The 14,027-nt window shown below is 71.5% G+C and carries 8 protein-coding genes; 4 read left to right on the top strand and 4 right to left on the bottom strand.

The genetic code is table 11. The features are described from left to right. Window positions 1-220: 220 nt before the first annotated feature. The gene (locus ABH925_RS31685) at window positions 221-1,837 is read right to left on the bottom strand and encodes a cellulose binding domain-containing protein (RefSeq protein WP_370153590.1); all 1,617 of its coding nucleotides are present in this window, start codon (window positions 1,835-1,837) and stop codon (window positions 221-223) included. Between the two features lie 196 nt (window positions 1,838-2,033). Between ABH925_RS31685 and ABH925_RS31680 the strand changes: the two genes are divergently transcribed. From ABH925_RS31680 to ABH925_RS31670, 3 genes are all read left to right on the top strand, one after another. Continuing rightward, entirely contained in the window at window positions 2,034-3,164 is a 1,131-nt protein-coding gene (locus tag ABH925_RS31680) for a glutamate--cysteine ligase (RefSeq protein WP_370153588.1), read from the top strand. Window positions 3,165-3,325: 161 nt separating this feature from the next. After that, window positions 3,326-5,533: a transglycosylase domain-containing protein gene (locus ABH925_RS31675; RefSeq protein WP_370153586.1), complete on the top strand. Its 2,208-nt coding sequence runs from the start codon at window positions 3,326-3,328 to the stop codon at window positions 5,531-5,533. A 306-nt stretch (window positions 5,534-5,839) separates the two neighbouring features. Further along, window positions 5,840-7,588: a PQQ-binding-like beta-propeller repeat protein gene (locus tag ABH925_RS31670; RefSeq protein ID WP_370153584.1), complete on the top strand. Its 1,749-nt coding sequence runs from the start codon at window positions 5,840-5,842 to the stop codon at window positions 7,586-7,588. A 72-nt stretch (window positions 7,589-7,660) separates the two neighbouring features. Here ABH925_RS31670 and ABH925_RS31665 read toward each other — a convergent pair whose 3' ends face one another. Then, window positions 7,661-8,038, bottom strand: coding sequence for a hypothetical protein (locus ABH925_RS31665; protein WP_370153582.1), 378 nt, complete (start codon window positions 8,036-8,038; stop codon window positions 7,661-7,663). A gap of 550 nt (window positions 8,039-8,588) precedes the next feature. Between ABH925_RS31665 and ABH925_RS31660 the strand changes: the two genes are divergently transcribed. After that, window positions 8,589-9,368, top strand: coding sequence for a lytic transglycosylase domain-containing protein (locus tag ABH925_RS31660; RefSeq protein ID WP_370153580.1), 780 nt, complete (start codon window positions 8,589-8,591; stop codon window positions 9,366-9,368). Window positions 9,369-9,505: 137 nt separating this feature from the next. Here the strand turns inward: ABH925_RS31660 and ABH925_RS31655 are convergent, their stop codons facing one another. Beyond that, window positions 9,506-13,033 carry a beta-mannosidase gene (locus tag ABH925_RS31655; protein WP_370153579.1) on the bottom strand — a complete coding sequence of 1,176 codons (3,528 nt, stop codon included), beginning with the start codon at window positions 13,031-13,033 and terminating at the stop codon, window positions 9,506-9,508. A 423-nt stretch (window positions 13,034-13,456) separates the two neighbouring features. After that, window positions 13,457-14,014: a hypothetical protein gene (locus ABH925_RS31650; RefSeq protein ID WP_370153577.1), complete on the bottom strand. Its 558-nt coding sequence runs from the start codon at window positions 14,012-14,014 to the stop codon at window positions 13,457-13,459. Between the last annotated feature and the right edge of the window lie 13 nt (window positions 14,015-14,027).

Below are 14,027 nucleotides of genomic sequence, written 5' to 3'. Positions count from 1 at the left end.
TGCGGAACTGCGGTCGCGCCATAGCATCCGAACGGGGCAGCGACCGGCGGCACGCGGCATCAGGGGTATGCGGCGCCGAGGGGGTCAGTCACTGCTTGACAGTGCGCCATCAAACACCACGATCGAGGGTGGCAACAAGGAGTACGTACAGAATTCTCACAGGAACCGCCCGCCTGCTTCACCGGGGACGGGCGGTTCCCATGAGTCTCCTGATGTGCCGTCAGCCCGCGTAGGCGGCGAACATCTTGGAGAACTCGTACGGGGTCTGCGGGATGTTGGTGCACTGCGAGAGCCCGCCCTGGCAGGCGTTGCCGTCCCGGGTGACCTCCCAGAAGGCCAGCTCACCGAGGTGGTTCCGGCCGGCGAAGGTGATCAGCTGCTGGGCGTCGGCCAGGCCGAACACCTCGTCCGACTGGTCGTTCTGGCCCAGCATCGGGGTGACCCCGACCATGGCCCAGGCCTGGGCGGCGCTCAGCCCGGTCCACACCTGACTGATCTGCGCCTCGGTCGAGGTCGCCGACTGGATCGCGTAGGTGCCCATCTTCCCGGCCGGACTGGGGGCCTCGGAGTCGCCGAAGTCCATGGTCATCACATTGACCCCGGAGATCGCCGCGCCCGCGTTCTTCGCCGACTGCAGCACGTGGACGCCGTCCGCGGTCAGCCCGCTGGGCAGCACCGGCAGGGTCAGCGACACCGACAGCGCCCGGCCCTTGGCCCGTTGGGTGGCCTCCACCTGGGCGATGGCCGCCGAACGGCGGTCGACCGAGGCGTGGTCGGCGACCGCCGCGCCCTCGATGTCGAAGTCGATCCGGTCCAGACCGTAGGTGTCGACGACCTTCTGGTACTGCGCCGCGAGCGCGGACACGGAGGTGCAGGACTGCGCCAGCTCGGTGCCGTTGGCCCCGCCGAAGGAGGGCCGGATGTCGCCGCCGGCGGCCCGGATCGCGTCGAAGTCCGCCTTGTCCCAGCCGGTGGCCGGGTCGTAGGCGCCGAACCAGCTCGCGGTGCAGGGGCTGGCGCCGTTGATGATGAAGGCCGGCGAGAACTGCTTGAGCCCGGTCGCGGCCGCGATCTGCGGCAGGCTGGGGGTGGGCCAGGCCCCGAGATCGACGTACGGGGCGGCGGTTCCGGCCGTCGTGCCGCTGCCCGCGGTGGCCGTCACCGTACCGGAGACGGGGGACTCGTTTCCGGCCGCGTCGAAGGCGCTGACGCCGAAGGTGTGACTGCTTCCGGCCAGCAGCCCGGTGAGGGTCGCCGTGGTCCCGGTGACCGTCGCCACCACCGCCGAGCCCTCGTGCACGTGGTAGCCGGCCACCGCGACGTTGTCGGTGGACGCGGTCCAGCTCAGCACGATGCTGCCGGGCCCGGTACCGCTGACGGCCAGGCCGGTCGGCGTGGTCGGCGGGGTGGTGTCGGGCGGAACACCCAGGCAGGACTGGCCGTTGATCAGGCAGTTCGCGGGCTGGGTCCGGGTGGCGCCGGTGGAGATGTCCATCCCGACCACGTCGGCGCTCGCCCCCGGCGCCAGCGGTCCGGCCCAGCTGGGCTGGGTCAGCGTGTAGTGCGTGCCGCTGTGCGTGAGCACGGTGTTCCAGGAGCTGGTGACCGCCTCGCCGGCCGGCAGGTCGAAGCTCAGCGACCAGGAGTTGACGGTGGCGTTGGTGTCGTTGGTGATCGTGTAGTCGCCCTCGAAGCCGCTGGACCAACTCTGGGTGACCGCGAAGTCGGCGATCAGGCCGGTGAGTCCACCGGCCGCGTGGGCACTGGCGACCGTGCCCAGCAGGGGTGCCGCGACCAGCGCCGCGGCAGCGGTGACGTGCGAGATGACGCGCCTCATGGGCGGGTCCTCCATGACGTGGGGGCAGCACGGAGCGCGCGCTGCTGGAGGATGTGGGGGTGTCGGCCGCGGCTCCCCCACAGTGGTCCAGACCAATACCGGGCGTCAAGAGCTGCGCATGCCAACAAGGCGGTGCACACCGGCCATAGTTGCCGGGTTCCGCTTCGCCACCGGGACTACCGGGTACGGGCACGCCATGTTCACCATCGGCGTCGAGGAGGAGTACCTGCTGCTGGACTTGGGCAGCGGACTCCCGGTAGCACGCAGTGAGCAGCTGCTCGACATCCTGCGCCTACGGTCCGCGGTGGCCGAGGAGCAGGTGCACCCGGAGCTGCTGCAGGCACAGGTGGAGGTGTCGACCCCGGTCTGCGAGAGCCTGGACCAGGTCCGCAGCAGCCTGGCAGGGCTCAGATCGGCCGTCAGCACCGCTGCCGCGCAGGTCGGTTGCGGAGTCGCCGCGAGCGGGGCGGCACCGGTGCGGGGCCAGGTGCCGATACCGGTCACCGCGCAGGCGCGGTATCTGGCGATCTTCGCCGACGCCCCCAGGCTGGTCGACGAACAGCTGATCAACGGCATGCACGTGCACGTCGCGGTGCCCGACCGGGACAGCGGGGTGGCGGTGCTGAACCGGATCCGGCCCTGGTTACCGGTGCTGGTGGCGATGGGCGCCAACTCACCGCTGTGGGACGGCCATGACACCGGCTTCGCCAGCTGGCGGACGGTGGTCTTCGGCCGCTGGCCGGTCAGCGGCGCACCCCCGGCCTTCGCCGACGCGGCCGACTACGGCCGGCGCACCCAGGCGCTGCTGGACACCGACGCCATCCGGGACCGGGGCCAGGTGCACTGGCAGGCCCGGCTGTCCGAGCGGTTCCCCACCGTCGAGGTCCGCGCGCTGGACGTACAGCTGCGGGTGGAGGACGCGGTGCTCTTCACCGGCCTGATCCGGGCCCTGGTGGTGCGCGCACTGGAGCTGGAGCGGTCCGGCGCGCCGGCCGCCGACGGCCATCCGGAGCTGATCGCCGCCGCCAACTGGAAGGCGGCCCGGCACGGCCTCGACGCCGATCTCGCCGACCCGGGGAGCCCGCCGGGCCGGCCCAACCGGCACCGCCCGGCCGCGGAGGTGGTCGGCGCGCTGCTGGACGAGCTCGGACCGAGCCTGGAGCAGTCCGGCGACTACCAGGAGGTGGCGGCGGGTGTGCACCGGCTGCTGCGCGACGGCACCGGCGCGACCCGGCAGCGCCGGGCCTTCGCCGACGGCGGCCTGGACGCCCTGATCGACGAGCTGCTGCTGGTCCCGGGGCCGGTTAGCACGCTTGGCCGTATCTGAGGAACGCCCGGCGGGCCTGACGGAACGTCCGTGGATATGGTCCCCCTATGTCCTTGAAACGGCCGGGCGCAGTCTTGAAACGGCCGCGCACGACATCGGCACGGCCCGGCACGGCACCGACGCGGCCGGGCCGCCGGCTTCGCCGGAAGGCCGTCCTCGGGGTGCGGCTGCTGGGCGCCAGCGTGCTGGGCGGCGTCCTGGCGGCGGCGCTGGCGCTGCCCGCCGTGAGCGTGCTGGGGCTGGGCGCGAAGAGCGCCGTGGGCAGCTACAACAGCATCCCCGACGACTTCACCACCCCGGTCCTGGCCCAGTCCTCGACCGTCTACGACTCCGCCGGCGGCGTGCTCGCCCGGGTCTACACCCGTGACCGCACGGTGGTGCCGCTGGCGCAGATCGCCCCGGCGATGCGCAGCGCCCTGATCGACATCGAGGACAACCGCTTCTACCAGCACGGCGCCATCGACCTGAAGGGCGCGTTGCGGGCGCTGACCAAGAACGCCGGCTCCGGTGCGGTCTCCCAGGGCGGCTCCACGCTGACCCAGCAGTACGTCAAGAACGTGTTCGTCGAGGAGGCCGGGGACGACCAGACCAAGGTGCTGCAGGCGCAGCGGCAGACCGTCGGCCGCAAGATCCAGGAGATGAAGTACGCGATCAAGCTGGAGGAGACGCTGTCCAAGGACCAGATCCTGGCGGACTACCTCAACATCACCTTCTTCGGCGAGCAGGCCTACGGGGTCGAGGCGGCGGCCCAGCGGTACTTCGGCGTGCACGCCTCCGAGCTGACGCTGGCGCAGGCGGCGGTGCTGGCCGGCCTGGTCCAGTCACCCTCCCAGTACGACCCGATCGCCTACCCGGGCAACGCCAAGGACCGCCGCGACGAGGTGCTGGACGCGATGGCCCGCTACGGCTCGATCACCGTCGCGCAGGCGGCGGCCGCCAAGGCCGCGCCGCTCGGCCTGCGGGTGAGCCGTCCCCAGCAGGGCTGCATCACCGCCGGCACCGGCGCGGCCTTCTTCTGCGACTACGTCGAGCACGTGTTCCTGGCCAGCCCCGCCTTCGGGGCCACCCGGCAGGACCGGCAGGACCTGTGGGACCGCGGCGGCCTGCAGATCCACACCACCCTGGACCCGGCCGCGCAGGCCGCCGCCCAGAACGCGGTGACCCGGCGGGTCTACGCCACCGACCAGGCCGCCGGGGCGATCACCCTGGTCCAGCCGGGCACCGGCAGGATCATGGCGATGGCGCAGAGCCGCCCGTACGGTCCGGGCGACAACCAGACCGAGCTGAACTACAACGTGGACCGGCTGATGGGCGGCGGCAACGGCTTCCAGACCGGGTCGACCTTCAAGCCGATCACCGCCGCGGCGGCGCTGGAGCGGAAGATCGGGATGGACACCGTCTTCCCGGCCCCCTACAAGGACGACTACCCCGCGATGACCCGCTGCGACGGGCAGGTGCTGCCGCAGACCCCGGGCGACCAGAACGACTCGCCCACCCTGGTCGGCCCGTTCACCATGCCCACCGCCATGGCCCAGTCGGTGAACACCTACTTCGTCCCGCTGGAGGCGAAGGCCGGGCTGTGCCCGGTGGTGCAGATGGCGCAGAAGCTCGGGCTGGGCTCGCAGGCGCTGACCGACAACCCCGGCCACCTCAAGCCGATCGACCAGGTGCAGTCGCTCACCCTGGGCACCAACAACTTCACGCCGCTGCAGATGGCGAACGTCTACGCCACCTTCGCGGCCCGGGGCCAGTACTGCGTCCCGGTCGCGATCGTCTCGGTCACCACCGCGGACCAGCAGAACCTGCCGGTCCCCGCAGGCGGCTGCAGCCAGGTGATGCAGCCGTCGACCTCGGACGCGGTCACCACGATGCTGCACGGCGTGGTCGCCGACGGCACCGGCGCCCCGGCCGGCCTGGACAACCGCGACGACGCCGGCAAGACCGGCACCACCGACAAGCACTGGCAGGTCTGGTTCAGCGGCTTCACCGCCCAGCTGGCCGGCGCGGCCGTGGTCAGCGACACCAGGGCGCCGCTGCAGAGCCTGAACGACCGCTCCTACGGCGGCGTCTTCGTCGGCAACGCCTTCGGTGGCACGCTGGCGGGACCGATCTGGAAGGACGCGATGACCGGAGCGCTGGCCGGACAGCCGAACATCGGACTGCCCTCGGTCAAGCTGCCCGATCCCGCCGCGACCGATCCGAACGCGGACCCCAACGCGAGCCCCACGGCCGACCCCAACGCGACCCCGTCCGACCCGAACGCGACCCCCACCGACCCCAACGCGGTCCCGTCCGACACCACGGCCGCGGCGGCGGACCGGCAGCACCGTCCCAAGGTCGCCAAGCTGCCCAAGCACAAGCAGCACTGACGGCGTCGCCGGGCAGCGCGATCCGGCCGCCGATCCTCACCGTGTCCCGGAGCGGTTCCCGCGCGGGCCGGCCCATCGACGCGTGAGCCTCGGCGACCAGCCTCGGCTGACCGGGCACGTCACCGACACCGCACCGACGCGGGTGTGTGGCCCAGGCGGCCGGTACGGCATTCGCCTGTCGGCCGCCTCCTCGCGGGTGAACCTCGGCGCCATGCCGTGCCGGTGGCGGCCACTTTCGGCGAGCGGTGCTCAGAATTACCCGGGTCACCCACCCTCTTTCGACCGCCGAACGCAAGGACGTGGCCCATGGGCAGAGGTATCACGCCGTCAGAACGCATCCGCAGGCCCCGCCCCGGGCGGGCGATGGCGGCGGCACTGGTGCTGCTCGGCTCCGTCGCCGCCGCGGCCTCGCTGGCCACCGCGACGCCGGTGCGGGCCGACGTCTCCACCGTCTCGGTGACCATCGGCAGGACCGGCTGGGACTCGCACGAGCCGGGCCTCGCCCCGGCCACGGTGTCCGGGTCCTCCTTCGGCCAGCTCTACTCGACCCCGGTGAACGGCCAGGTCTTCGCGCAGCCGCTGGTCGCCGGACCGACGGTGGTCGTGGCGACCGAGACCAACCACGTCTACGGCATCAACGCCGCCACCGGCGCGATCATCTGGACCCGGGCGCTGGGCACCCCCTGGCCCTCGTCCGCCGACAACTGCCCGAACCCCGGTCCGAACATCGGCACCACCTCGACCCCGGTCTACGACAGCACCACCGGCACCGTCTACCTCACCTCCAAGGTCAACGACGGGGCGGACGTCCAGCACCCGCACTACTACCTGCACGCGCTGAACGCGAGCAGCGGCGCCGAGCGCACCGGCTGGCCGGTCACCCTGCAGGGGACGCCGACCAACAGCCCCGGCCACCCCTTCAACGCCTTCACCTCGCTGCAACGGCCCGGCCTGCTGCTGATGGGCGGCTCGGTCTACTTCGGCTTCGCCTCGCTCTGCGACAACGGCCCCTACGTCGGCACGGTCATGGGGGTGAACACCACCAGCCGGAAGCTGACCATGTGGTCCTCCGAGGCGGGGTCCAGCACCGGCGAGGCCGGGATCTGGATGAGCGGCGGCGGACTGGTCTCCGACGGCGCCGGGCGGATCTTCGTCGCCACCGGCAACGGCGCCGGCACCGGCGCCTCCCCGGTCAAGGGCCCCGGCTCGCGCCCGCCGGCCGGGCTGGGCGAGTCGGTGGTGCGGCTGGGAGTGAACACCGACGGCAGCCTCTCGGCGAAGGACTTCTTCAGCCCCACCAACAACACCACGATGGACGTCAACGACACCGACCTCGGCTCCGGCGGCCCGGCGTCACTCCCCTCCTCCCTGTTCGGCACCCCGGCGCACCCGCACCTGATGGTCGAGGTGGGCAAGGACGGCCGGATCCTCATGCTGAACCGGGACAACCTCGGCGGCCAGGGGCAGGGCCCCGGCGGCACCGACAACGTGCTCAGCGTGGCCGGGCCGTTCAAGGGCGTCTGGGGCCACCCCGGGGTCTGGGGCGGTAACGGCGGCTACGTCTACACGGTCGAGACCTACGGCCAGCTGCGGGCCCTGAAGTACTCGGTGACCAGCAGCGGGGTGCCGACGCTGACCAGCGTGGCCACCAGTGCCGAGGGCTTCGGCTACGGCTCCGGCTCACCGGTGGTCACCTCCAACAACAACTCGGGATCGGCCCTGGTCTGGTCGATCTGGTCCGGCAGCGGGGCCGACGGCCAGGGCGCCGAGCTCCGGGTCTACAACGCGGTGCCGGTCAACGGCAGCATGCAGCTGCTGCGCTCCTTCCCGATCGTCACCGCGACCAGGTTCTCCGTTCCGGCCACCGACAGCGGCCGCGTCTACGTCGGCACCAAGGACGGCCACCTGATCGCCTTCGGCGTCCAGGCCACGACCGGCGCCACCGTCCCCAACCCGGCGCCGGCTGCTCCGGTCGCCACGAGTCCGAGCCCGTCCGCCCCGGCCGGTACCGACCCGTGTCCCCCGACCGTGCGCCTGCCCGGCTTCCGCAGGTAACCGGGCCGCCTCACTCCTCCGGCCCGGCGACGGTCCCGCCCCACGGCGGGCCCGTCGCCGGGCCGACGCACGTCACATCCGGCCCCAGCGCCGCTGCTCCAGCTCGCGGCGGCGGATGACGACCAGGTCGACCGCCGCGACCAGCACGAAGCCCGCGCAGATCCCGGCGTAGACGACGAAGAATGTCCGGCCCGGGGAGCTGTGCGGTTCGGCCATCGCGGCCAGCAGCGAGAACCCGGCCGTGGCCAGCAGGAATGCCGCCCCGAAGAGCCGGGCGAGCAGTCTGCGGGCCGGCAGGTCGCTGCGGGCGGTGACCGGTTCGGACCCGGTGTGGGCGAAGCGGCGGCGCTCGCCACGGGTGACCGGCAGCGGGATCGAACGGAGCACAGGAAGGCCCGGCCTGATGACCCGGCCCTCCAGCGGGCGGGGGTCTCGGGAGCGACGGTGCATGGGCACCTCCCGGGTTCGTACCGGCGTCGGCCCTCCACAGGGCGATGCGCTGCACCCAGCATGGCCCTCCAACCGGGCCTGCATACCCGCCTCCAAGCGAGCAAAACCGACATATGCGCCAGCTAAAGGTGACGGTCGCCACACGCCTTTCCGAGACAACGACCGTCGATAGTTGATCGTCCGAGCCGCCCGGCCGGCCGGATCGCACTCCGCCGCCGTGGCCGGGGACCGTTGCGGGGGCCGCGCGAGCACGGCGGATCCAAGATCCGCCACGGGCCGGGGCGCGGGCGTTACAGCCGCCGTGCAAAACGGGCCCACTACGACCCCGCCTCGTATCAGCGCCCCTTGGCAGCTCGGGGAACCGACGGTTAGACATGGTCCGTCGCAACCCGCCTCGGTGCCTTCCCACCGAGGCGGATCCGTCCGGCTCCGGCGTGCTGTCACACGTCCGGTGCCCGGTGCTCCGCTGCTGTCCGTCCAGGCCCCTGTCCGGCCGACGGAACTCCCCGCAGCGGGATCACCACCCACCGATTGAGGTCGTACTTCCCCCATGCCCACGTTCTCCGCACCTCTGCGTGCCTCCGCCGTCCTCGTCGCCGCCGCCGCGGGTCTTGCCACCCTCGGAGCGGTCGCCCCGGCGAACGCCGCCACCCACGCCGTGGCCCCGAGCCACACGGCGACCGTCGCGCATGCTGTCTCCGCCCCCAAGGTGGCCGCCCACGGCGCGACCGCCCTCTCCGTGCACCTCGCCAAGGCCGCGTCGCAGAGCCAGACGGCCGCCGCCCACCTGGCCGCGCTGAACGCCGCTGCCGCCGCCGACGCCCGCGAGGCCTACTACGCGGCCGTCAACGGCAACACCGCCGCGCCCGCCGCCGCCCCGGCGCCGGCCGACAACAGCGCTGCCGACGCCGCCGCGCAGAACGCCTACAACCAGGCGAACACCCAGGCCGCGCCGGCCCCCGCCGGCAACTCGGCCGGCGGCTCCAGCGCCCCCAGCGCCCCCGCGCCGAGCAGCACCACGGCCTCCACCGCCGCCGTCGTCTCCGGTGACCCGCAGTCCATCGCGGCCCAGATCGTCCCGGCCGACCAGCTCGCCTCGTTCGACGAGATCATCTCCCACGAGAGCGGCTGGGACGTCAGCGCCACCAACCCGTCCTCCGGCGCCTACGGCCTGGCCCAGGCCCTGCCCGGCGACAAGATGGCCTCGGCCGGTGCCGACTGGCAGACCAACCCGGCGACCCAGATCCGCTGGGCCCTGGACTACATGAACACGACCTACGGCAGCCCGAACGCCGCCTGGAGCTTCTGGCAGGCGCACAACTGGTACTGATCCCAGACCCGAGACCACACCTGCGGCGCCCCGGCGCCGGACAGGGGTAACCGGGGCGGGACACCGTGAAGGGGCTGGGCGCGAACTGCGCCCAGCCCCTTCACGCGCGTGCCCGCACGGTGTGTGCCCTCGGTCGGTCAGGAGATGTTGAGGGCGGTGTCGTCGAGGACGAAGTTCGTGGTGCCGCCGTTGGCATCGGTCTCGGTGCCGGTGAACCTGAGGGTGACGGTCTGGCCGGCGTAGGGGGCGAGGCTGGAGGTGTGCTGGGTGTAGCCGGTGTTCTTGTTGAGGTTGGAGTAGCTGGCGAGGGTGGTCAGGACGGTGCCGCTGGTGTTGAGGACCTGGACCTTGAGGGTGTCGGGGGTGGCGGTGCTGGTGCTCTCGGTGGTGTCGATGTGCAGCCAGTAGGAGAACGCGGCGGTGGTGCAGCCGGCCGGGATGGTGACGGTCTGGGCGACGGTGTCGGTGTCGGCCTTGCCGTCGCCGTTCAGCCAGGCGGTCCAGCTGCCGGAGTGGGAGGGCTCGTCAGCGGTGTCGTTGTTGATCGGCGACTGGCCGAGCGTGGACGTCTGGACCCACGGCGCCGTGCTGGTGCCGTTCTCGAAGCCCGGGTTGCCCAGCAGTTGTGCGGCGGTGCAGCCGGTCGTCCCGGAGGACACCGTCAGCGTGTAGCCGGTGCTGTGCGAGCCGGAGGCCGCCGTACCGGTGATGGTGATCGGATAGCTGCCGGCCGGGGTGGTGGACGAGGTCGCCACCGTGACCGCGCTACTGCCGCCGGAGTTCACCGACGACGGGGTGAAGGTCACCGTCGCGCCCGCCGGGGCGCCCGAGGCCGACAGGGCGACCGGCTCCGCGTTCCCGGAGGTCACCGCGGTGGCGACGGTCGCGGTGGCGGACGATCCCGCGGTCACCGACCCCGATGCCGGGGCGGCCGAGAGCGAGAAGTCGTCGGTCGCGGTCCCGGTCCCCGCCACCACGTCGATCCTGGCGGCGTTCCAGCCGGAGACGCTGACCACGGGGGTCGCGCCGTTCAGGTCGGCCGAGTTGTAGCTGGCGCTGAGCGTCTCGGACTCGCCGGGCCACAGCGTGACGTCGTTGTCGCTCCAGATCGAGGACTGCAGCTCGTTGTCGCCCGGCAGCTCACCCCCGGTCGCGGTCCCCCTGCGGATGTCCGCGCGAAGGAAGAAGCCCACGGCGGGAGTTGACGAGTTGTTGGTGACGTTCACGGTGACCAGCCGGTCCGAACCGTTGGGGCCGGCCTGGTCGGTGCTGTTCGCGGTGGCGGTGACGGTCGCCTGCGGCAGGCTCTGCAGCGCCTTGAGGTTGGCGTACTGGGTCATCGTCGCCTGCGGCTGGCCGATGGTCTTGGTCCAGTTGGGGACGTCCCCGGTGGCCGACTCCCAGTAGGTGTTGCGGTCCACCAGGGTGCCGTTCTGACGGAGCAGCAGTTCGACGAAGTAGACCGTTCCCGCCGCCGTCGGCGGCTTCGGCTTGAGGACCGAGTTGGTCACCTGCTGCGAGGCCAGGGTGAGGCTTCCCGAGGTCTGGTCGTCCAGGACCGCGCCGGCGGTGCTGTAGACCCTGGCCTCGGCGGTCACACCGGACTGGCTCGCGCCGCCGAGGTTGTCGACCGTCACCGTGCCGTTGTCCAGCGCGTACAGGGCGTGCAGCGGGCGGTTGGCCTTCTGCGCGCCGAAGTAGGCGCCGGCCTGGTCGCCGTCGTTGTTGTAGAGCGACCAGAGCAGGGTGGGCCAGCCCTTGTTCATCTGCCAGTAGACCGTGCCGGTGGACGGCGCGGAGGAGTTGGTCGAGTGGTCGATGAACGCCTCGAACTGGGCGCGGGTGTCCTCGTAGTTCTGGACCTGCGCCTCCTCGACGTACTGCGACAGGCTGGTCCAGGCGCCGTAGCGGGCCGTGATCGCGGTGTCGAGGTTGTCCAGCGTGCCGAAGTGGTAGCCGGTGTGGCTCGTCCCCTCGTAGTTGTTGTGGTACTGGTTCGCGGTGGGGGACTTCCACAGGGCGGTCTGGTCGGCGCTCGACAGGAAGCGGTTGATCGAGTCCAGGGTGGGGACGGTGTTGCCCGAGCTCTGCTCGCTGTCGTAGCCCCAGGAGCCACCCGCGTTGGTCAGCGTGGAATCACCGCTGTCGTAGTGCGAGGTGTCGTACCAGTAGTTCGGCGGGACCCAGTCGTAGGGGCCCTCCTTCTCGCCGGAGGCACCGAGCTGCGGGCTGGAGTTGTACTCGGCCGAGGAGATGAACGGGCCGGAGTAGTCGGCCGCGGCGAAGCCGTTGAGGGCGAGGGTCTCCTGGGTGGCGGTGGGGGCGTTGTCGCTCCACTGGAAGCTGAAGACCGAGGGGTGGTCACGCAGGATCTGTCCGACCGACTCCGCGGTGAGCTGGTAGTTCGCCTGCTGGGCGGCGGTGTAGCTGGTGTTCTCCCAGAAGTCGCAGCACTGGTAGCCGGCGTTGACCAGGATCCCGGCGGCGTCCATCTGCTGGAACCAGTCCGCGGGCATCAAGTGCCCTTCCAGGCGTACGGTGTTGACGCCCATGGCCTTCATCAGGCCGATCTGCTTGGCGGTGTCGGCAGGGTCGTAGCGCAGGAACAGGTCCGGATCCCAGCCGCCCCCGCGTACCACCAGCGGCACGTTGTTGATGGCGAACTGCCGTACCCCGCTGGGCGCCATGGCCGAGGCGCCGACCAGCCGCGAGGTGACGGTGCGGATGCCGAAGGTCTGGGTGGTGGTGTTGAGCACCGTGCCGCTCTGGGCGACCGAGGTGGCCAGGGTGTAGAGGGGCTGCGCACCGAGCTGGTAGGGCCACCAGATCTGCGGGCTCGCGAGGGTCAGCGCCGGATAGGCGGACGGCGCGAACGTGACCGTCTGGGTGGAGTTCGCCGCGACCGTCACCGACTGGCTGACGGTGACCGGGGCCCCGCCGTTCGGCGGGGTCACCGTGGCGCTGACCGTGCCGGTCTGCGAGCCCGACGTGGTGTTGGTGACGTCGGATTTGACGGTCAGTGCCGAACTGCCGAGGTCGGCCGCGGTGTTCTGCACCACATGGGCGTTGCCGTCGACCAGCGGTGAACCGGTCTGCAGCTGGACCGGGAACTGGATGCCGGTGTTGTTGTCCGGCGGGATCTGGGACCAGTCGACGTTGTCCACGGTGAGCATCGTGGTGGGGTTGTTGGGGTGCATCTCGATCGCGACCGAGTTGGTTCCCGGGGTCAGCAGACCGGTGACGTCGTAGACGTTCCTGGCGTAGTCACCGGTCACCGCCGCGGAGGTGGCCACCTCGTGGCCGTCGACCCAGACGTCCGCCGCGCCGACGACGCCGTTCAGGACGAGTTTCGCGTCCTGCCCGGCCGGCGGGGCGGTGAAGTCGGTGCGGTACCACCAGGGCACCGAGAACTGCGCGATGGTGTCCGCACCGATCTTCGTCATCTGCCCGAAGCAGGACTTCATCGTCGTGGAGACGAACACGTTCGGGCAACTGCCGTTCTGCAGCAGCGCGTTCATCTCGGTCCCCGGCGCGCCACCACCGTCATCGGCGACGCTGAGCCAGCCCGAGGTGGAGAAGCCGGGCGCGGTGATCTGCGCACCGCCCTGCGTCGCCGTCGCGCTGGTCAGCACCTTCCAGCCGGTGCCGGCCCCGAGGTCCGCCACCGCACTCGACCCGGTCGCCGGATCTGCGAACGCGGCCGCCGAGGCCGGGAGCTGGGCGGCGGTGCGGACCTGCGCGGGCCGCGTGACACCGGGGCTCTGGAGGGTGAGGCCGACAACCGCCAGCGCGACGGCCGCGGTTGCCGTCGCCCTCCCGTATGCCGTCCCTCTTCGCAGTGTTCTGCTTGACCGTGACCTTCTTGGCAATGCCATCAACGCTCCTTGGACGAGAACGGGGAGAACTCGCCGGATGGGCGTGGCAGTCGAGCATCCGGCGGGCCGGAGCAATTCAAGTTAGGAAACCTAACTTACTTTGCTGACGGTAGTGGCTCCGCCCACGCCGGTCAACGGGTGACACACGCACGTCGGCCGCGACCCCACTGAAGGGGTCGCGGCCGACGTGCCGCTCGTTGCCTGCGGTCTTCGCTAGCTCCCGCCGTGGGACCCGCGGCGCCGCATCCGCAGCGCGACGCCGGTCCCGGCCAGGGCGAGCAGCGCCAGGCCACCGGCCATCTCGGCCGGGTTGTCGGTGATGCTTCCGCCGTCACCGGTCTTCACCGCGCCGGCCGGAGCGGTGGCCGCACTGCCGGCGCTCGCGCTCGCGCTGGGGGTCGGCGTCGCGGTGCTGCCGGAGCTCGCGATCATCAGCGGGGTGGTCCCGCTCTCCGTACCGCAGGTGAAGGTCAGCTGGTAGGTGGCACCGCGGTTGACGCCGGTGCCCACCGTGGTGGTCCCGGTCATCTTGGTGCTGTTGCCGGTGAGGTTCACCGTGTTGAACAGGGCCGGCGCGGAGACGCTGCCGGTGCTGCTGCAGCCGGTGATGGCGAACGCCACGGTGCCGCCCGGCTGCACCGTGGTCGGGAAGGCGCTGAAGCCGAACGAGGTGATGTTCGACCCGGACCCCCCCTGGGCCCACGCGCCCGGAGCGGAGAGACCGACGGCTGCCGCCGCGAGAACCAGAGCGGCTATGGAAGATCGACGCACAATCACACGTCCT

The sequence above is a fragment of the Streptacidiphilus sp. EB129 genome, from assembly GCF_041262645.1.
GTDB lineage: Bacteria > Actinomycetota > Actinomycetes > Streptomycetales > Streptomycetaceae > Streptacidiphilus.
This window is presented reverse-complemented; position numbering and strand designations above follow the sequence as displayed.